Annotated in this window: 17 protein-coding genes; 3 read left to right on the top strand and 14 right to left on the bottom strand. The window is 61.2% G+C overall.

Features of this window, described 5'->3' with window-relative positions; translation table 11 throughout:
* Window positions 1-456: 456 nt before the first annotated feature.
* Window positions 457-1,284, top strand: a complete 828-nt coding sequence (locus tag SERRSCBI_RS01095; RefSeq protein WP_042783468.1) for a dienelactone hydrolase family protein — start codon at window positions 457-459, stop codon at window positions 1,282-1,284.
* A gap of 84 nt (window positions 1,285-1,368) precedes the next feature.
* Here the strand turns inward: SERRSCBI_RS01095 and metE are convergent, their stop codons facing one another.
* Entirely contained in the window at window positions 1,369-3,657 is a 2,289-nt protein-coding gene (gene metE, locus SERRSCBI_RS01090) for a 5-methyltetrahydropteroyltriglutamate--homocysteine S-methyltransferase (RefSeq protein ID WP_084587943.1), read from the bottom strand.
* A gap of 90 nt (window positions 3,658-3,747) precedes the next feature.
* Here metE and metR point away from each other — a divergent pair, with 90 nt between their 5' ends.
* Window positions 3,748-4,692: an HTH-type transcriptional regulator MetR gene (metR, locus tag SERRSCBI_RS01085; RefSeq protein ID WP_016929455.1), complete on the top strand. Its 945-nt coding sequence runs from the start codon at window positions 3,748-3,750 to the stop codon at window positions 4,690-4,692.
* A gap of 15 nt (window positions 4,693-4,707) precedes the next feature.
* Here metR and SERRSCBI_RS01080 read toward each other — a convergent pair whose 3' ends face one another.
* On the bottom strand, window positions 4,708-5,568 hold the full coding sequence (locus SERRSCBI_RS01080; RefSeq protein WP_042783467.1) for a carboxylate/amino acid/amine transporter: 861 nt from the start codon (window positions 5,566-5,568) through the stop codon (window positions 4,708-4,710).
* A 151-nt stretch (window positions 5,569-5,719) separates the two neighbouring features.
* Here SERRSCBI_RS01080 and SERRSCBI_RS01075 point away from each other — a divergent pair, with 151 nt between their 5' ends.
* Complete coding sequence (locus SERRSCBI_RS01075; protein ID WP_016929457.1) at window positions 5,720-6,049, top strand: hypothetical protein; 330 nt, start codon at window positions 5,720-5,722, stop codon at window positions 6,047-6,049.
* Here SERRSCBI_RS01075 and SERRSCBI_RS01070 read toward each other — a convergent pair.
* From SERRSCBI_RS01070 to SERRSCBI_RS01015, 12 genes are all read right to left on the bottom strand, one after another.
* On the bottom strand, window positions 6,030-6,986 hold the full coding sequence (locus tag SERRSCBI_RS01070) for an AEC family transporter (protein WP_042783466.1): 957 nt from the start codon (window positions 6,984-6,986) through the stop codon (window positions 6,030-6,032). The genes SERRSCBI_RS01075 and SERRSCBI_RS01070 overlap by 20 nt on opposite strands.
* A gap of 60 nt (window positions 6,987-7,046) precedes the next feature.
* Complete coding sequence (gene ugpQ / locus SERRSCBI_RS01065; RefSeq protein ID WP_015376295.1) at window positions 7,047-7,784, bottom strand: glycerophosphodiester phosphodiesterase; 738 nt, start codon at window positions 7,782-7,784, stop codon at window positions 7,047-7,049.
* Complete coding sequence (locus tag SERRSCBI_RS01060; RefSeq protein ID WP_042783465.1) at window positions 7,784-8,854, bottom strand: sn-glycerol-3-phosphate import ATP-binding protein UgpC; 1,071 nt, start codon at window positions 8,852-8,854, stop codon at window positions 7,784-7,786. Before SERRSCBI_RS01060 ends, ugpQ begins: the two co-directional genes overlap by 1 nt.
* 5 nt (window positions 8,855-8,859) lie before the next feature.
* Window positions 8,860-9,705 carry a sn-glycerol-3-phosphate ABC transporter permease UgpE gene (ugpE, locus tag SERRSCBI_RS01055; RefSeq protein ID WP_042783464.1) on the bottom strand — a complete coding sequence of 282 codons (846 nt, stop codon included), beginning with the start codon at window positions 9,703-9,705 and terminating at the stop codon, window positions 8,860-8,862.
* A complete protein-coding gene (gene ugpA / locus SERRSCBI_RS01050; protein ID WP_015376293.1) occupies window positions 9,702-10,589 on the bottom strand; it encodes a sn-glycerol-3-phosphate ABC transporter permease UgpA in 888 nt (295 codons plus the stop codon). The genes ugpE and ugpA overlap by 4 nt, the downstream gene beginning before the upstream one ends.
* 78 nt (window positions 10,590-10,667) lie before the next feature.
* Window positions 10,668-11,987: a sn-glycerol-3-phosphate ABC transporter substrate-binding protein UgpB gene (gene ugpB / locus SERRSCBI_RS01045; RefSeq protein ID WP_033644983.1), complete on the bottom strand. Its 1,320-nt coding sequence runs from the start codon at window positions 11,985-11,987 to the stop codon at window positions 10,668-10,670.
* A gap of 187 nt (window positions 11,988-12,174) precedes the next feature.
* Window positions 12,175-13,362, bottom strand: a complete 1,188-nt coding sequence (locus SERRSCBI_RS01040) for a PLP-dependent aminotransferase family protein (RefSeq protein ID WP_033652643.1) — start codon at window positions 13,360-13,362, stop codon at window positions 12,175-12,177.
* Between the two features lie 44 nt (window positions 13,363-13,406).
* On the bottom strand, window positions 13,407-14,108 hold the full coding sequence (gene livF, locus SERRSCBI_RS01035; RefSeq protein WP_015376292.1) for a high-affinity branched-chain amino acid ABC transporter ATP-binding protein LivF: 702 nt from the start codon (window positions 14,106-14,108) through the stop codon (window positions 13,407-13,409).
* A 4-nt stretch (window positions 14,109-14,112) separates the two neighbouring features.
* Window positions 14,113-14,880, bottom strand: coding sequence for a high-affinity branched-chain amino acid ABC transporter ATP-binding protein LivG (gene livG / locus SERRSCBI_RS01030; protein ID WP_042783463.1), 768 nt, complete (start codon window positions 14,878-14,880; stop codon window positions 14,113-14,115).
* Window positions 14,877-16,160, bottom strand: coding sequence for a high-affinity branched-chain amino acid ABC transporter permease LivM (locus SERRSCBI_RS01025; protein WP_042783462.1), 1,284 nt, complete (start codon window positions 16,158-16,160; stop codon window positions 14,877-14,879). The genes livG and SERRSCBI_RS01025 overlap by 4 nt, the downstream gene beginning before the upstream one ends.
* A complete protein-coding gene (gene livH / locus SERRSCBI_RS01020; protein ID WP_015376290.1) occupies window positions 16,157-17,083 on the bottom strand; it encodes a high-affinity branched-chain amino acid ABC transporter permease LivH in 927 nt (308 codons plus the stop codon). The genes SERRSCBI_RS01025 and livH overlap by 4 nt, the downstream gene beginning before the upstream one ends.
* Before the next feature lie 117 nt (window positions 17,084-17,200).
* Entirely contained in the window at window positions 17,201-18,316 is a 1,116-nt protein-coding gene (locus SERRSCBI_RS01015) for a branched-chain amino acid ABC transporter substrate-binding protein (protein WP_025304902.1), read from the bottom strand.
* Between the last annotated feature and the right edge of the window lie 223 nt (window positions 18,317-18,539).

The following is an 18,539-nucleotide window of genomic DNA, read 5'->3' as shown; positions in this document are numbered from 1 at the left end:
GAACAAAAAAAGCACTCTACTGAAAATCGCCGCTTAATTTCGTGACGATAGTCACTATGAAAAGAGAAACAAATTACATGCTACATATTTTTTGTGATTTTTATCACAAAAAAAGCACTATAAGGCATCCAGAACGCACCGCTAAACCTCAGTCTAGCCGACAAACCTTGCCGCTCCCTGCCCGTTGATTGCCGGCTGAAACTATTTAGCTCATCAATTCGAAATACCCCCATCTTATCGGTTGCTTAGGGACAAAAAAGCCCTCTAACGCACCTTATGGCACTTACGCGGGCCAAAACGCGTAATAACATGATAAAAAGCGCTTAAAAATGCCGTAAAGCCAGATAATTAGCCGTTTTTTATCGACTTGTCCGAAAGTGCGCCACACAGCGCCAATAATGGGTAATCTTTCCTATAGTTAATCTCAGCGCTTTTTTCTATTGCACGGAGACCGCAATGAAAACCGAACATGTGATGACATTAGAACAGGCTCAGGGAGGATTCGCCCCGGCCGCCGCGCCGGTAGCCGCCTCCGCGATTATCACCGATGAACAGGGCATTCACGCCGGGCAAACGACTATTCCTTCCCAGGGAGACGCGCTGCCGGCCTACGTCGCCAAACCCGTCGACCACAACGGCCCCTTCCCCATCGTGCTGGTGGTGCAGGAAATCTTCGGCGTCCATGAACATATTCAGGATCTGTGCCGTCGTCTGGCCAAACAGGGCTATCTGGCGATTGCCCCCGAGCTCTATTTCCGCCAGGGCGACGCCAACGACTACACCGATATCGGCGAGCTGTTCCAGCAGCTGGTGACCAAGGTGCCGGATCGTCAGGTGCTGTCGGATCTGGATCACGCCGCGCACTGGGCTATCCGCCACGGCGGCGACGCCGGCAAGCTGGCGATCACCGGTTTTTGCTGGGGCGGCCGCATTACCTGGCTGTACGCAGCGCACAACCCGCAGTTAAAAGCGGCCGTCGCCTGGTACGGCAAACTGGTGGGTGAAAAAACGCTGAATTCGCCGAAGCATCCGGTCGATGTCGCCACACACTTGTCAACGCCGGTGCTGGGGCTGTATGGCGGGCAGGACAGCGGCATTCCGCTGGATACGGTGGAAAACATGCGTCAGGCGATCCGCGCCGCCAACGCCGATGCCGAAATCGTGGTGTATCCTGGCGTCGGGCACGCATTCAACGCCGACTATCGCCCCAGCTACAACGCCGAAGCGGCGGAAGACGGCTGGCAGCGCATGCTGGCGTGGTTCGCCCAGCACGGCGTCAAGTAATCCTCCTCGCATAAAAAAGGGCGCCGAAGCGCCCAATCATCACACCAGTAAATCTATCTGCGGCGGTTTACCCGCCGCACGGCATCACGCGTGCTCGCGCAGGCGCTGCGCCGCCAATACCATGTTGGCCAGCGACTGCCGGGTTTCCGGCCAACCGCGAGTTTTCAAGCCGCAATCGGGGTTGACCCACAGGCGTTCCGCCGGGATGTTCTGCGCTGCTTTACGCAGCAGCGCTTCGATCCATTCCACGCTCGGCACGTTCGGCGAGTGGATATCGTAGACGCCCGGCCCGATTTCGTTCGGGTATTCGAACTCTTTGAAGGCTTCCAGCAGATCCATATCGGAACGCGAGGTCTCGATGGTGATCACGTCGGCGTCCAGCGCGGCGATGGAGTCCATGATGTCGTTGAACTCGCAGTAACACATGTGGGTGTGGATCTGGGTGTCATCCTGCGCCACGGCGGCGTTCAATTTGAAGGCGTCCACCGCCCAGTTCAGGTAGGCGGCCCAGTCGGATTGTCGCAGCGGCAGCCCCTCGCGCAGCGCAGGTTCGTCGATCTGAATGATGCCGATGCCGGCTTTTTCCAAATCCTCCACCTCGTCGCGCAGCGCCAGCGCAATCTGCTTGGCGATCACTTCGCGGGTCACGTCTTCACGCGGGAACGACCAGCACAGGATGGTCACCGGCCCGGTCAACATGCCTTTCACCGGCTTGTCGGTCAACGACTGGGCGAATTTGGCCCATTCGACGGTAATGGCTTCCGGGCGGCTGACGTCACCGATGATCACCGGCGGCTTCACGCAGCGGGAACCGTAGCTCTGCACCCAACCATTCTGGGTAAACACGAAGCCGTCGAGGTTCTCACCGAAATATTCCACCATGTCGTTGCGCTCGGCTTCACCGTGCACCAGTACGTCCAACCCGAGGCGCTCCTGCTCGACGATCGCCTGTTTGATGTGCTCACCGATGCTGGTGCGGTAGTTGCTGCCGTCCAAACGGCCCTGTTTGAAGTCCAGACGCAGGCCGCGGATTTCGGTGGTCTGTGGAAACGAACCGATGGTCGTCGTCGGCCAGGCCGGCAGCTTGAAACGCTCGCGCTGCGCCCTGGCGCGCTCGGCGTACGCGCTGCGGCGTTCGCAGTCCTGCGCGGTGATCGCGGCCAGACGGCGCTCAACCTGTGGGTTATGCACGCGGTTCGACTGGCGACGGGCGCGGATCGGCGCGCTGTAGGCGTCCAGCTCGGCCTGTTTCGTCGCGTCAGGCGCGTTCAGCGCCGAGCTCAACAGCGCCAGCTCGGCGCATTTTTGCAGGGCGAAGGCGAACCAGCTTTTCACTTCTTCGTCCAGACGGCTTTCCACGCTCAGATCGATCGGGCTGTGCAGCAGTGAACAGGAGGTGCCGATCCATAGCGGGCGCTGTCCCACCAGCGGCTGCAGACGTTCGAACCAGCGGCTCAGATCGGCGCGCCAAACGTTGCGGCCGTTGATCACGCCCAGCGACAGCAGCCAGTCTTGCGGCAATACGGCGCTCAGCGCGGCGATATCGTCATGGCCGGCGACCAGATCGACGTGCAGCCCCTGCACCGGCAGCGTGCGAATGGTGTCGAGGTTGTGGCCGACGCTGTCGAAATACGTGGTCAACAGCAACTTAACCTGCCCCTGCAACGCGTCATACGCCGGTTTGAAGGCGTCCAGCCAGGCTTGCGGCAGCTCCAGCACCAGCGCAGGTTCGTCGATTTGCACCCACTCGACGCCGCGCTTCGCCAGTTCCGCCAGCACCTGCTGGTAAACCGGCAGGATCTCTTTCAGCAGCGACAGGCGGTCGAACGGCTCGCCCTTCACTTTACCCAACCACAGATAAGTCACCGGGCCAAGCAGCACCGGCTTGATGTGATGCCCCAGCGCCAGCGCTTCGTCCACTTCGTCCAGCAGTTGGGTCCAGCCCAGCTTGAACTGCTGGCCTTGCTGGAATTCGGGCACCATGTAGTGATAGTTGGTGTTAAACCATTTGGTCATTTCCGCCGCGGCCGCCGGCTCGCCGGTCGGTGCGCGGCCACGGCCGATGCGGAACAGCGTGTCCAGATCAATAGAGCCATCCGCATTCTGATGGCGCGCCGGCACGTTGCCCAGCAGCAGGCTGGTGGTCAACACATGATCGTACCAGGCGAAATCGCCGACCGGCACCAAATCCACCCCGGCCTGCCGTTGCTGCTGCCAATGACGAGCGCGCAGCTCGCGGCCAACCGCCAACAGCTCTTCCTGCGTTGAGTTGCCGGCCCAGTAGCTTTCCTGAGCTTTTTTCAGCTCACGTCGTAGCCCAACGCGAGGAAAACCCAGTGTGTGATTCAAGATTGCCATCGTCATATTCCCCATTTAGCCGTCCAGATGTTTACACATCCATAATCAGCAGGTACTGTATTAACCACAAGCGCAATTTATTCACTGTCAATGTGAAGGACTCTCATGATCGAACTGAAACATTTACGGACGCTGCAGGCTCTGCGCAACAGCGGTTCGTTGGCGGGGGCGGCGGCCCAACTTCATCAGACGCAGTCTGCCCTGTCGCACCAGTTCAGCGATCTTGAGCAACGTCTGGGCTTCAAGCTGTTCGTGCGCAAGAGCCAGCCCCTGCGCTTCACCGCCCAGGGCGAGATCCTGCTGCAGCTGGCAGAACAGGTGCTGCCGCAGATCCAGCAGGCGCTGCAGGCCTGCCACGAGCCGCATCAAACCACGCTGCGCATCGCCATCGAATGCCACAGCTGCATTCAGTGGCTGACGCCGGCGCTGGACAACTTCCGCCAGCGTTTCCCGCAGGTGGTGATGGACTTCACCTCCGGCGTCACTTTCGATCCGCAGCCGGCCCTGCAACAGGGCGAGCTGGATCTGGTGATGACGTCGGATATCCTGCCGCGCAGCGGCCTGCACTATTCGCCGATGTTCGATTTTGAGGTGCGTCTAGTGCTGGCGCCGGATCATCCGCTCGCCGGCAAGCCGCACATCGAGCCGGAAGACTTGAGCGATGAAACGCTGTTGATTTACCCGGTGCAGCGCCAGCGGCTGGATATCTGGCGGCATTTCCTGCAGCCGGCGGGCGTCAACCCGGCGTTGAAGAACGTCGATAACACGCTGCTGCTGATCCAGATGGTCTCGGCGCGGATGGGGATTGCGGCGCTGCCGCACTGGGTGGTGGAAAGTTTCGAACGGCAGGGGCTGGTGGTGACCAAAACCCTGGGTGACGGCCTGTGGAGCCGCCTGTACGCCGCCGTGCGCGACGGCGAACAGCGCCAGGCGGTGACCGAAGCCTTTATCCGCTCGGCCCGCCAGCACGCCTGCGATCATCTGCCGTTCGTGCGCGACGCGGCACGCCCCGGCGCGACCGGCGCCAAAGCGTTGGCGGCCGGCGTGTAAACTGTCGGCCCTCATTTAGCCGAGCTGTTTCGGCGCCACCCAGCGGCGGTGCACCCACAGCGAAGCGACGATCACCGCCCCGCCGAGGATAAAGCTCGGCCAGTGCGGCTGCTGCTGCCAAATGGCCAGGTTGACCAACAAGCCGGCCGGCACATGCATGTTGTTCATGATGCCGAGTGTGCCGGCATCGACCTGCGTCGCGCCGTAGTTCCACATGAAATAGCCCAGCCCCGACGCCACCACACCCAGCCAGATCAGCACGCCCCACTGCAGATTGGTGGTTGGCAGCTGCTGCGGATTGCCCCACAGGAACCAGGCCACCACCGCCACCGCCGCCGCCCCCAGGTAGAACCAGGAAAAGGCGGTGTGCTGCGGCAAGGGGTGCACTTCCATCAGGCGCTTATAGCCGACCATGCCGATGGCGAAGCTGATGTTCGCCGCCTGCACCAACAGCAGCCCCCACCAGAAGTGTTCGCTCAGTTGGTGATAGCGAATGATCGCCGCGCCCAGCACCGCCAGCAGCGCGCTGAACACATAGCCCCAGCGTAAACGTCGGCCGCTCAGTAAGTCGTAGATCAGCGTGATGTACAGCGGCGTCAACACGGTGAACAGCAGGAATTCGGGTACCGTCAGGTAGAGATAGGCGCGGAAGCTGAACAGATACATGATGCCCAGCTGGAAGGCGCCCACCAGCATATACAGCAGGATCACCCTGGGCTTGATATTGCGCCAACGCAGGAACGGCAGGAACACCAGCGCCGCCAGCCCGATGCGCACCAGCGCCGAAAACCCGCTGTCGACCTGACCCGCCAAATACTCGCCGATCAGGCTGAAAGAAAACGCCCACAGAATGGTGGTTATAACCAAAAGCAGCACGATGGGTTCACCCTAAAAAGACCGAAAGGGCGATTGTAACGGAAGATGGGCACCGCGTTGGCGAAAAGGCGGTTTACATTTGAACGAAATACAAACTACCAGCAAAATTTCACCGCTGGGTTAGGCTTAATAAAAAAGCGAGGTAACCATCATGAAAACTTCTCACATTCTGTTCGCTCTGCTGTTGCTGCCCGGCCTGGCTGCAGCGGCCAACGGCGTAACCGATCTGCGTTCACAGCAGCAGCTTCTCAACCAAAACAGCCAACAGGCGCAGCAACAGCGCTTGTTGAACAACCGGCAGATGGATCAACGCCGCCTGCAACAGCAGCGCCAGTTCGACAATCAACGGCAACAGCTGTTGCAAACCACGCCGAACGGCGGCCAGTTGCTGCCTAACGGCAACCAGCCGCGCGATCCGTTCAACCGTACCGCGCCGGCGGTGCCGCAGGCCCCGCTGCCGGCTACGCCCGCACGCCCATAACGGTGAGGATCAGCGGCGTGGTGATCGCCGCCAGCACGGTGGACATCACCAGGCTGGTGGCGGCCGGGCCGGTGAGCGTATTGAACTGGCGCGACATCAGGTAGACATTCACCCCCACCGCCATTGAGCCCAGCAGCACCACCACGCGGGTCTCCATCGGCGGCAGATCCATCATCCAGGCCAGCAGCCAAATCACCAACGGCTGTACCAGCAACTTCAGCACGCAGATGGCGCTGCTCAGTTGCCAGCCTTCGCTGATGCGGTACTCGGCAAGCCCCATGCCAAGCACCACCAGCGACAGCGGCGCCGCCACCTGGCCGAGCATGCTGACCGGCCGATCGACGAAGTCCGGCAGCGGCAGGCCGGTCAGGCTAAACAGCGTGCCGGACAAAATGCCGACGATCAGCGGGTTGGTCAGCACGCTGCGCGCGGTTTTAGCAAAGCCCCCCAGCGTCGGCGAGCCGTTGCGCGCCCATTCGATCGACACCGTGACCAGCGTCCACAGGATTAGGCCGTTGAACACCAGCACCAGCGCCACCGACGGGATCGCCGCCTCCCCCAGCATCACGCTGGCGATCGGTAAACCGAGCATCACGTTATTGGAGAAAATACCGCCCAGCGCAAACACCGACCCGGCGACGCCATCCAGCCGGAAAAGGTGCCGGGCGACGAGACGGCCGAGCACGAACACGATCAGGCAACTGCCGAAGAACGCGATCAGCAGCCGGGCGTCGACCGCCGGGCGCTGCGAGAAGTCGCACATCATGCGAAACAGCATGGCGGGCAAGGCGAGGGAAAACACAAAGCGCGTCAGGCCATCGGTGATGCTGGTGGGCCATTTCCCCCAGCGAATCAGCCCATAACCCAACGCGATCAGGACGAACAGCGGTAATGACAGCACGATCTGGTGCCACAGTGACATCATAAAGCCTGGCATCGCATTCCTTCCGGTGGTGCGGCGGCAAGGCTTGTCGTCGCAGGATTCATCGGCGCCGGATTAGAACTCCGGGCCAATCAAATCTATCCGGTCGGTGCAAATGCAGTCAACGCCCCAGTCGAGCAGCAGGCGCGCGCGATCCGGCTGGTTAACGGTATACACCAGAATGCGCAGACCGGCGTCTTTCAACGCTTTCACCCGCTCGGCGGTCAGCGCCTTGTGGTCGATATGCAGCGAGACGCAGTCCAGACGTTCGGTCAGCTCGCGCCAGTTGTCGTCCCAGTCCTCCAGCAGCAAGCCGCGCGGCAAATCCGGCACGGTGCGTTGCGCCGCCGCCAGCGCTTCCACCGAGAAGGAGGAGAGCAACGGGTCGGTCTGCCCTTGCCACAGCAGCCGCGCCGCCAGCGCCACCACCCGGCCGGTTTCATCGTCGCTGCCGGTGGTCGGTTTGATCTCGATATTGGCCATCAGGCCGTGTTCCCGGCAGCGTTCCGCCACCTCCGACAGCAGCGGCAGCCGCTCGCCCTTGAAGGCCGAGCTGTACCAGTTGCCGGCGTCCAGCTGCACCAGCTTATCCCACGGCAGCTCGCCCGCCACGCCCCAGCCGTTGCTGGTGCGATCCAGCGTATCATCATGCAGCAGGAAAATTTGTCCGTCCTGCGCCAGTTTGGCGTCGAACTCGATCATCTTGTGGCCGTGGCGCGCGCCGACGTCGATCGCCGCCAGGGTATTTTCCGGCGCCAGAGAACCGCCGCCGCGGTGGGCAACGATATGAGGGTAAGGCCAGGGTCTCGTCATCAATCCATCCGTAATCCGCTGTGGGTGTCAAAGAAGTGCAGCGCCTGAGCAGGCAGCTGCAAATATAGCGTACTGCCCGCCGTCGGCAAGGTTTCATGCGACAACCGCGCGATCACCCCGTGACCGCCCCACTGGCCGTGCGCCAGATTGTCGGCCCCCAGCAGTTCCAGCGTCTGCAGCTGCAGCGGCACGCCCTGGCCTTGCGCCACCAGCTGAATATGCTCCGGCCGAATGCCCAGCGTCAACTGCCGCCCCGCCCACTGCGGCTTGGCCGCCGGCAACGGCAGCGTCATGCCGTCCGCCAGCAGCAGCTGGCCGCCGTCGGCGCTCAGGGTGCCGGGCAACAGGTTCATCGCCGGCGAGCCGATAAAGCTGGCGACGAACAGCGAAGCCGGCCGCTGATACACCTCGCTCGGAGTGCCGATCTGTTCCGCCACGCCCTTGTTCATTACGATCACCCGCTGCGCCAGCGTCATCGCCTCCACCTGGTCGTGAGTCACGTACAGGCTGGTGGTTTTCAGACGGCGGTGCAACTGTTGCAGCTCCAGGCGCATCTGCACCCGCAGCTTGGCGTCCAGGTTGGACAGCGGTTCATCGAACAGGAACACCGCCGGTTCGCGCACGATGGCGCGCCCCATCGCCACGCGCTGGCGCTGGCCGCCGGAAAGTTCGCGCGGTTTACGCTTGAGCAGCGGCTCCAGCTCCAGGATGCGCGCCGCTTCCTCCACCCGCTGGCGGATATGCTCCTTGCCGAAACCGCGGATCTTGAGGCCATAAGCCATGTTGTCGTACACGCTCATGTGCGGATAGAGCGCGTAGTTCTGGAACACCATCGCGATGCCGCGATCCTTGGGTTCCAGATCGGTCACGCGCCGGGTATCGATATAGATATCGCCGCTGGTGGTGCGCTCCAGCCCAGCCACCATCCGCAGCAGCGTGGATTTGCCGCAGCCGGACGGGCCGACCATCACGATGAATTCACCGTCCGCCACGTCGAGGTCGATCTGTTTGATCACCGGCGTTTTATCGTCGTAAGACTTGGTGACCGCCTGTAGTTTTAATCCTGCCATCGTCGTTATTTCTCGCTATCAACCAGACCGCGCACAAACCAGCGCTGCATCAGAAGCACCACCGCCAGCGGTGGCAATAAAGTCAGAATCATCGCCGCCATCACCTGGTTCCACTGGGTCGGCGCGCCGGAAGTGGAGATCATGCTCTTGATGCCCGCCACCGCGGTGCCCATCGAAGCGTCGCTGGTGATCAGGAGCGGCCACAGATATTGGTTCCAGCCGTAGATAAAAGTGATGACGAACAGCGCCGCCAGATTGGTTTTCGACAGCGGCAACACGATGTCCCAGAAGAAACGCATCGGCCCGGCGCCGTCGATGCGCGCCGCCTCCAGCAGCTCATCCGGCAGCGTCATGAAGAACTGGCGCAGCAGGAAGGTGGCGGTGGCCGAGGCCATCAGCGGTAGCGTCAGGCCGGTATAGCTGTCCAGCAGGTTGAGGTTGGAGATCACCTCCACCGTTGGGAAAATACGCACTTCCACCGGCAGCATCAGGGTGAGGAAAATCAGCCAAAAAAACAGGCTGCGCAGCGGGAAACGGAAATACACGATGGCGTAAGCCGACAGCACCGACACCGCGATCTTGCCGCAGGTGATCGCCAGCGCCATGATCACGCTGTTGAGCAGCAGCAGCGAGAACGGCACCTTGAGGTTGCCCACGCCGCCCTGCCAGATATTGCGGATGTTCTCCCACAGGTGCCCGCCGGGCACCAGCGTCATCGGCACCTGAAACACCTGCTTGTCGTCCAGCGTGGCGGCGACAAAGGCCACGTACAGCGGGAACAGCACCACCAGCACGCCTATAATCAGCATCACATGGCTGAAGACATCCAGCCCGCGTCGATTCTCAATCATTGGTAGCGCACCTTACGTTCAACGAAGCGGAACTGGATCACCGTCAGGCCGATCACCAGCAGCATCAGGATCACCGACTGCGCGGCGGAACTGGAGAGATCCAACCCAGCGAAGCCTTCGCGGTAGATCTTGTAGATCAACGTGGTGGTGGACTGCACCGGCCCGCCGCCGGTGGCGGCGTCGATCACCGGGAAAGTATCGAAGAAGGCGTACACCAGATTGACTACCAGCAGGAAGAAGCTCACCGGCGCGATCAGCGGCAGCACCAGATGGAAGAAACGCCGCACCGGGCCGGCGCCGTCGATGGCCGCCGCTTCCACCAGCGAACGCGGGATCGACTGCAGCGCCGCGAGGAAAAACAGGAAGTTATAGCTTATCTGCTGCCATACCGAGGCCAGCACCACCAGGAACATCGCCTGGCCGCTGTTTTGCGCATGGTTCCAGTTATAGCCCAGACCGTTGAGGAAATGGGTGATCAACCCCAGACCGGGGTTGAACAGAAAGATCCACAGCACCGCCGCCACCGCCGGCGCCACCGCGTAGGGCAGGATCATCAGCGTGCGATAGAGGCGGCTGCCGCGCAGCACGTAGTCCACCAACGCAGCGAAGAACAGCGAAACCGCCAGCCCGATGCCCGCCACCAGGAAGCTGAAGATCAGCGTGGTGTAGAACGAGTCGAGGTAGTAAGGATCCTGGAACAGCTGTTTAAAGTTATCCAGCCCGACAAACTGGCTGGACAGGCCGAACGGATCGAGGCTCTGCACCGAATACCACAGCGCTTCGCCGGCGGGCCATAAAAAGAAGACGGCGGTAATCAGCAGCTGCGGCAGCACCAGCGCATAGGGCAACCAGCTGCAGCCGAAACCGGGACGGGAAGATGACATAGCAGTTAAACCATTAATCGGGTACGGAAGGATCGGCGTGAAGACGCGAGCCCGGTCTACCGGGCCCGCGACGCGGGGTTACTTGGTCGAAGCTTCGAAGCGGCGCAGCAGCACGTCACCGCGCTGCACGGCGGCGTCCAACGCCTGCTGAGGCGTTTTCTTGCCGGTCCACACGCCTTCCAGTTCCTCATCCACCACGCTGCGGATCTGCGGCATGTTGCCCAGGCGCAGGCCCTTGGTGAACGGCAACGGCGGCTTGTTCAGCATCTGGCGAGTGGCGACGTCGGCACCCGGATTCTTGTCGTAGAAGCCCTGCTGCTTGGTCAGATCGTAAGCCGCGGTGGTGATCGGCAGATAGCCGGTCTTCTGGTGCCATTCGGCGGCGATTTCCGGCTGCGCCAGGTACTGCAGGAATTCGGCCACGCCCTTGTAGGTGGCGGCGTCTTTGCCGTTCATCACCCACAGGCTGGCCCCGCCGATGATGGCGTTTTGCGGCGCATTTTTCGCGTCGGCGTCGTACGGCATCATGCCGACGCCGTAGTTGAATTTGGCGTAGTGCTTGATGTCCGCCAACGAACCGGATGAGGCGGTGGTGATGGCGCAGTCGCCGTTATAAAACTTCTCGGTGGATTCGTCTTTGCGGCCGAAATAGGTGAAGTCGCCCTTCTTGTTCATCGCTTCGAGCAGCGCAATATGTTTGACCTGCAGCGGTTGGTTGAACTCCAGCTTGGCGCTGGTGCCGCCAAAGCCGTTGTTTTCACTGGCGAACGGCACGCCGTGCCAGGCGCTGAAGTTCTCCAGTTGGATCCAGCCCTGCCAGCCGCTGGCGTAACCGCACTTCATGCCGGCTTCGCGCAGTTTGGCGGTATCCGCCGCCAGTTCCTGCCAGGTTTTCGGCGGTTGTTCCGGGTTCAGGCCGGCCTTTTTGAAGGCGTCTTTGTTGTAGTACAGCACCGGCGTGGAGCTGTTGAACGGCTGCGACAGCAGATGGCCGCTCTTGTTGTCGGTGTAATAGCCAGCAACCGTCGGCACGAACACCGACTCGTCGAAGTTGATGCCGGCCTCTTTAAACACTTCATAGACCGGTTTGATGGCTTTGCTGGCCATCATGGTGGCGGTGCCCACCTCGTAAACCTGCAGGATCGCCGGCGCCTTGCCGGAGCGGTAAGCGGCGATGCCCGCCGCCAGGCTCTGTTCGTAGTTGCCTTTATAAACCGGCACAATCTTGACGTCGCTGTGCGACTGGTTGAAGCGATCCGCCAGAGAGTCCACTTCTTTACCCAGTTCGCCTTCCATCGAATGCCAGAACGGGATTTCTGTCGCCGCCAGCGCCTGTGCGCTGACCGCCAGGGTCAATGCGACGCACAGCGTGGTTTTGCGAATAGCGTAGGTGAGCATGCCTAACTCCTGAAAAAGCTGGTGTAAAAGCGCGTGAGCGAAAAGAATCAGTTTTTTGTTCGGAAGCTAACATGCCATGCGCGGATGACAGAAAAATAACCGTTAGATGACAGCCACATGACGGCAAGGTGAAGTGAAGATGGCGGTTTGATGTCGGCGGCGGGCATGGGCTCCGCCGCCGCGAGGATTACAGCGAACGGCGCAGGCGCGCGACCGCTTCTTGCATCTGCTGCTCGGTGGCGGTGGCGAACGACAGGCGGAAGGTCGAACGATCCGGGTTGTCGGAGAAGAAGTATTCCCCCGGCACGAACACCACGCCCTGCTGCAGCGTGGTGTTCAGCCATTCGGTGGCGTTGAACGGCTGGCGGAAACGCGCCCACAGGAACATGCCGCCCTTCGGTTTATCGAAGGTGATGTAGTCGCCCAGCTCCTGCTCCACCAAACCGGCCAGGATCTCGCCCTTGTGTTTGTAGGCGGCGCGGATCTTGTCGATCTGCGCCGGCAGGCGATCCAGGCCAAGGTAGCATTCGACGATGCTTTGCGACAGGGCGCTGGCGTGCAGATCCGCCGCCTGTTTGATGATCGCCACTTTATGCAGCAGGAACGGCGGCAGGATCGCCCAGCCCAAACGCAGGCCCGGCGCCAGGATCTTGGAAAAGGTCGAGGTATAGATGATGTGGTCGGTGTTGCCCAGCACCTGCTGCGACACCTGATGCAGCGTCGGGTGGCGCTCTTCGGTGAAACGCAGCTCGCCGTACGGATCGTCTTCGATGATCAGGAAGTTATGTTCGGCGGCCAGCTTCACCAGCAGTTCGCGGCGCGCGGCGCTGAGGGTGATGCCGCTGGGGTTGCCGAAGTTCGGCACCACGTACACGCCCTTGATGCGCTGGGTTTTCAGCAGCTCGGCCAGCTCTTCCACCACCATGCCGTCGCTGTCGGACGAGACCGACATGATGTTGGCCTCCGCCAGTTCCAGCGTTTGCAGCGCCGCCAGGTAGGTCGGGCGCTCCACCACGAACACGTCGCCCGGGTTGACGATGGCGCGCATCACCAAATCCAGGGCCTGCTGAGAGCCGGCGGTGACCATCACCTCTTCTGCGCGCGCGGTGACGCCGCGCTCGGCGCACAGCGCGCAAATGCGCTCACGCAGCAGCGGGCTGCCCTCGGTCAGGCCGTACTGGAATGCGCTTTTCGGCTGTTCGGTGATCGCCTGCTGGGTGGCGATGCTCAATCCTTCGAAATCGAACAACGCATCAGAGGGGATGCCGCCCGCCAGCGAAATGACGTGTTCCATCTTGCTGTGCTTAAGCAATTCACGGATGGCCGAACTTTTTACGTTAACGATACGCTGCGCGAGTAACCCTTCTGTCTTCATTTCTTCTTCTCGTACCTGATTATTTTAATTCGTAGGGGGGCGGATTAACCGCCCAGATACGCCGACCTCACTGCTTCGTTGGCTAACAATGCAGCCCCCGTATCTTCCAACACCACGCGGCCGTTTTCCAGCACATAACCGCGGTCCGCCAATTTCAGCGCCTGATTGGCGTTTTGCTCCACCAGAAAGATGGTCATGCCCTCTTCCCGCAGCTGCTGAATGATGTCGAAAATCTGCTGGATGATGATGGGCGCCAGCCCAAGCGAAGGTTCGTCGAGCAGCAGCAGCTTCGGCTGGCTCATCAGCGCGCGGCCGATGGCCAACATCTGCTGTTCGCCGCCGGACATGGTGCCGGCACGCTGGCTTCGGCGCTCCAGCAGGCGCGGGAACAGCGTGAACACCCGTTCGATGCGCTGCTGATATTGGTGACGATCGGCGAAGAAGCCGCCCATCGCCAGGTTTTCTTCCACCGTCATGCGCGAGAAGACTCGCCGCCCTTCCGGCACGATCGCCACCGCTTCGCGCATGATGCGCGAGGTTTGCCACTGGGTGATGTCCTGCCCCTGGAAGACAATGCTGCCTTCGCTGGCGCGCGGTTCGCCGCACAGGGTGCCGAGCAGCGTGGTTTTACCGGCGCCGTTGGCGCCGATTAACGTCACGATTTCGCCCTGACTAATCGTGAGACTGACCTGATGCAGCGCCTGAATTTTGCCGTAATGGGCGGATACCTGATTGAATGACAACATATTATTATTCGCCCAAATAAGCCCGGATCACGTCCGGGTTGTTGCGGATCTCCGCCGGTGTGCCCTGCGCCAGCGGCGTGCCCTGATTCACCACGTAAATGCGATCGGAGATGCCCATCACCAGCTTCATGTCGTGCTCGATCAGCAACACCGAGACCTTATGCCGATCGCGCAGCTCGACGATCAGATGATCCAGCTCGTCGGTCTCTTTCGGGTTCAGACCGGCGGCCGGTTCGTCCAGCATCAGCAGCTCCGGCCGGGTCACCATGCAGCGGGCGATCTCCAGCCGACGCTGCTGCCCGTAGGCCAGGTTGCCCGCCGAACGGTTGGCCATCGATAGCAGGCCGACGCGCTCCAGCCACTCCGCTGCGCGCGCCAGCGCCTCGGCTTCGGCACGGCGGAAGGCCGGGGTTTTCAGCAGCCCGGCGAACACGCCGCTTTTCAGGTGCTGATGCTGCGCCACCAACAGGTTCTCAATCACCGTCATTTCACGGAACAGCCGCACATGCTGGAAGGTGCGCACTACGCCCATACGGGCGATGGCCTGCCCCGCCAGCCCCTCCAGATGGCAATCGCGCAATTTGATGGTGCCGCCGCTCGGGCGGTAGAAACCGGTCAGGCAGTTAAACACCGTGGTTTTACCGGCGCCGTTGGGGCCGATCAGCGAGACAATTTCGCCTTCATTGAGCGTCAACGCGACATTGTTGACCGCCAGCAGCCCGCCAAAACGCATCGACAGGCCTTCCACCTGCAGTAAAGGTTGAACGCTCATGCCTGTTCCCCCTTGCCCGCGTGAATGTCCGCCGCCTGCAGCTTCAGCTGCGGCCGCTTCATCGGCAACAGCCCCTGCGGCCGCCAAATCATCATCAGCACCATCAGCGCCCCCAGCAGCAGCATGCTGTATTCATTCAGATCGCGCATCAGCTCGCGCGAAACCACCAGCAGGATCGCCGCCAGAATGACCGCGAACTGCGATCCCATGCCCCCCAGTACGACGATCGCCAACACGAAGGCCGACTCGACGAAGGTGAAGGATTCCGGGCTGACGAAACCCTGGCGCGCGGCAAACAGCGTGCCGGCAAACCCGGCGAACGCGGCGCTGATAGTAAAGGCGGTCAGCTTGATGCGCGTCGGGCTGAGGCCCAGCGAGCGGCAGGCGATCTCGTCTTCGCGCAGCGCTTCCCAGGCGCGCCCGAGCGGCATGCGCAGCAGGCGGTTGATGACGAACAGCGTCAGCACCACCAGCAGCAACGCCACCAGGTACAAAAATACGATGCGATCGCTCGGATCGTATTTCAGGCCGAAGACGTTATGGAAGGTATCCCAGCCGCCGTCGCGCACACTGCGGTTAAACTCCAGGCCGAAGAAGGTCGGTTTCGGGATCTGGCTGATGCCGTTCGGCCCGCCGGTGATCTCGGTATTGTTCAGCAGCAGAATGCGCACGATCTCACCGAAGCCGAGCGTCACGATCGCCAGATAGTCGCCGCGCAGCCGCAGCACCGGGAAACCGAGCAGGAAGCCGAAGGCGGCGGTGACGATACCCGCCAGCGGCAGGCTCTCCCAAAAGCCGAGGCCGTAATAATGATTCAGCAGCGCATAGGTGTAGGCGCCGATGGCGTAGAAACCGCCGTAGCCGAGCACCAGCAGACCGGACAGGCCCACCACCACGTTGAGGCCGAGGCCCAGCATCACGTAGATCAGCGTCAGGGTGGCGATATCCACCGTGCCGCGCGACACCAGGAACGGCCAGGCGACCGCCGCGACGAGCAGCAGAGCCGCCAGCAGCTTTTGCCGCGGCGTGGTGCCGTCGAAGCTCGGCAGCACGAACGCCGGGCCGGAGACCTTTTTCAGGCCCTGCTGCAGCAGCGGGCGCAACAGCTGGAAGAAAAAGACGATGACGCAGCCGATGCCGATCCACATCCAGCGCACTTCCGCCGCGCCGTGCACCACCAGTTTGGTGCCGTCCAGGCTCAGCTGCATGCCCATCAGGAACGACGCCATCACGAACAGCACCGCCGTGGCGATCAGCGCATTGAGCAGATTGAGTTTCATACTTTCTCAACCTCCGGACGCCCGAGGATGCCGGTCGGCATGATCAGCAGCACCACGATCAGCAGCGCGAACGACACCACGTCTTTGTATTCGGTGCTCAGGTAGGCGGAGGTCAGCGCTTCCGCCACGCCCAGCACCAGGCCGCCGATCATCGCGCCCGGAATGCTGCCGATGCCGCCCAGAACCGCGGCGGTGAAGGCTTTCATACCGGCCATAAAGCCGATGTAAGGGTTGATGACGCCGTAGAACTGGCCGAGCAACACCCCGGCCACCGCCGCCATCACCGCACCGATGACGAAGGTCAGCGAGATCACCCGGTCCGTGTTGATGCCCAGCAGGCTGGCCATCTTCAGATCTTCCGCACAGGCGCGGCAGGCACGGCCCATGCGCGAATAGCGGATAAACAGCGTCAGCGCCAGCATCGCCAGGAAGGTCACGAGCCAGATGGTCAGCTGCATGGTGCTGATGGTGGCGGCGAAGCCGTTGCTTTCCCCCAGCACCCACTGGCCGGTGACCAGGCTGGGCAGCGCCAGATCGCGTGAGCCCTGCGTCAGGCTGACGTAGTTTTGCAGGAATATCGACATGCCGATGGCCGAGATCAGCGCAATCAGGCGCTTGGAGTTGCGCACCGGCTTGTAGGCCACCCGCTCGATGCTCCAGCCGTAGGCGCTGGCGATGACAATAGAGACCAGGAACGCGGCGCCGATCAGCAGCCAGCCGACGTCGATGCCGAGCATCATCAGGGCGGCGATAACGATAAAGGAGACATAGCTGCCGATCATGTACACCTCGCCGTGGGCGAAGTTGATCATGCCGATGATGCCGTAAACCATGGTGTAACCGATGGCGATCAATGCATAGGTGCTGCCCAACGTTAAGCCGTTGAACATCTGCTGCAGAAAATAGAGGAGCTGCTCTGACATACTCTGAACCCTTGGCTGCGAAACCCGCCGACGGAGAACCGGCGGGTAAAGGGAGACGGGGCCGACAAGCCGACCCGCCGGGCGCAGCGGGCTGCGCCCCACCCTAATCATTATGGCTTATTTGATCGGTGTGGACGTGCCGTTGGCATGCCATTCGAACACGCCGAACTCGAAGCCTTTCAGGTCGCCCTTGTCATCCCAGGTCAGCGGCCCCATCACGGTCTCCACCGGCTTGCCGGTTTTCAGATCCTTGACGATGTCCGCCGGTTCCTGACTGCCGCTGCGCTCCATGCCGGTGGTCAGCGACTGCAGCGCGGCATAGGTGGTCCAGACGAACGGGCCGGTCGGATCCAGCTTCTTGGCTTTCAACGCATCGACGATCGGCTGGTTGGCAGGCACCTGATCGTAGCGTTTCGGCAGCGTCACCAGCATGCCTTCCGAAGCGGCGCCGGCGATGTTGGACAGTGAGGAGTTGCCCACGCCTTCCGGCCCCATGAAGCGGGTGGTCAACCCGGCCTGCTTGGCCTGACGCAGGATCTGGCCCATTTCCGGGTAGTAACCGCCGAAGTACACGAAGTCGATATTCTCTTTCTTCAGGCGCGCCACCAGGGTGGAGAAGTCTTTGTCGCCGGCGGTGATGCCTTCGAACATCGCCACTTCGGTGCCCTGTTTTTTCAGGCTGTCGCGCACCGAGCGCGCCAGGCCTTCGCCGTATTGCTGCTTGTCGTGCACCACGGCGATGCGCTTCGGCTTGATGTCGCTGAGAATGTATTTGGCGGCGGTCGGGCCCTGATCCGAATCCAGACCGGTGGTGCGCAGGATCATCTTGTAGCCGCGGGTGGTCAGATCGGCGTTGGTGGCCGCCGGGGTAATCATGATCACCCCTTCGTCTTCATAGATATCGGACGCCGGCTGGGTGGAAGAGGAGCACAGGTGGCCGATCACGTAGCGAATGCCGTCGTTGATCACCTTGTTGGCGACCGCAACCGCCTGTTTCGGGTCGCAGGCGTCGTCGTATTCCACGCCGACCAGCTTGTCGCCCTTGATGCCGCCCTTGGCATTAATGTCGGCAATCGCCTGGCGCGCGCCGGTAAATTCCATGTCGCCATACTGCGCGACCGGGCCGGACATTGCCCCGACGATCGCCACCTTGATGTCTTTCGCCATGGCCGCCTGGCTCATGGCCATCGCAATACAACCCGCCAGCAGTGCCTTACCTGTTGTTAATTTCATCCGCAAATCCCCATCTGTCGTTGTGAACGTACCTGTTGTGTTTGCCTGCGCCCGATCGTTATTGACCGCTTTTGTTATAAGTAATAATGATTTAGGCGTTTTGTTGGCATTATTTTCTAATAAGACTTTATTTTTCATACCATTAAACAGGAATTTTCTGCTGCAAATCAACTTCATCCGGCAGAAACAAGCGGTGTAAACAGGATAAAATTCGAATTAAATC

It is taken from the genome of Serratia sp. SCBI (assembly GCF_000747565.1).
In the GTDB taxonomy this organism is placed as follows: domain Bacteria; phylum Pseudomonadota; class Gammaproteobacteria; order Enterobacterales; family Enterobacteriaceae; genus Serratia; species Serratia ureilytica.
This window is presented reverse-complemented; position numbering and strand designations above follow the sequence as displayed.

Bases quoted from the DNA above. Each gene is read 5' to 3' on its own strand.
- SERRSCBI_RS01095 (WP_042783468.1), top strand. From the start codon at position 457: ATGAAAACCGAACATGTGATGACATTAGAACAGGCTCAGGGAGGATTC.
- metE (WP_084587943.1), bottom strand. From the start codon at position 3,657: ATGGGGAATATGACGATGGCAATCTTGAATCACACACTGGGTTTTCCT.
- metR (WP_016929455.1), top strand. From the start codon at position 3,748: ATGATCGAACTGAAACATTTACGGACGCTGCAGGCTCTGCGCAACAGC.
- SERRSCBI_RS01075 (WP_016929457.1), top strand. From the start codon at position 5,720: ATGAAAACTTCTCACATTCTGTTCGCTCTGCTGTTGCTGCCCGGCCTG.
- SERRSCBI_RS01070 (WP_042783466.1), bottom strand. From the start codon at position 6,986: ATGCCAGGCTTTATGATGTCACTGTGGCACCAGATCGTGCTGTCATTA.
- ugpQ (WP_015376295.1), bottom strand. From the start codon at position 7,784: ATGACGAGACCCTGGCCTTACCCTCATATCGTTGCCCACCGCGGCGGC.
- SERRSCBI_RS01060 (WP_042783465.1), bottom strand. From the start codon at position 8,854: ATGGCAGGATTAAAACTACAGGCGGTCACCAAGTCTTACGACGATAAA.
- ugpE (WP_042783464.1), bottom strand. From the start codon at position 9,705: ATGATTGAGAATCGACGCGGGCTGGATGTCTTCAGCCATGTGATGCTG.
- ugpA (WP_015376293.1), bottom strand. From the start codon at position 10,589: ATGTCATCTTCCCGTCCCGGTTTCGGCTGCAGCTGGTTGCCCTATGCG.
- ugpB (WP_033644983.1), bottom strand. From the start codon at position 11,987: ATGCTCACCTACGCTATTCGCAAAACCACGCTGTGCGTCGCATTGACC.
- SERRSCBI_RS01040 (WP_033652643.1), bottom strand. From the start codon at position 13,362: ATGAAGACAGAAGGGTTACTCGCGCAGCGTATCGTTAACGTAAAAAGT.
- livF (WP_015376292.1), bottom strand. From the start codon at position 14,108: ATGTTGTCATTCAATCAGGTATCCGCCCATTACGGCAAAATTCAGGCG.
- livG (WP_042783463.1), bottom strand. From the start codon at position 14,880: ATGAGCGTTCAACCTTTACTGCAGGTGGAAGGCCTGTCGATGCGTTTT.
- SERRSCBI_RS01025 (WP_042783462.1), bottom strand. From the start codon at position 16,160: ATGAAACTCAATCTGCTCAATGCGCTGATCGCCACGGCGGTGCTGTTC.
- livH (WP_015376290.1), bottom strand. From the start codon at position 17,083: ATGTCAGAGCAGCTCCTCTATTTTCTGCAGCAGATGTTCAACGGCTTA.
- SERRSCBI_RS01015 (WP_025304902.1), bottom strand. From the start codon at position 18,316: ATGAAATTAACAACAGGTAAGGCACTGCTGGCGGGTTGTATTGCGATG.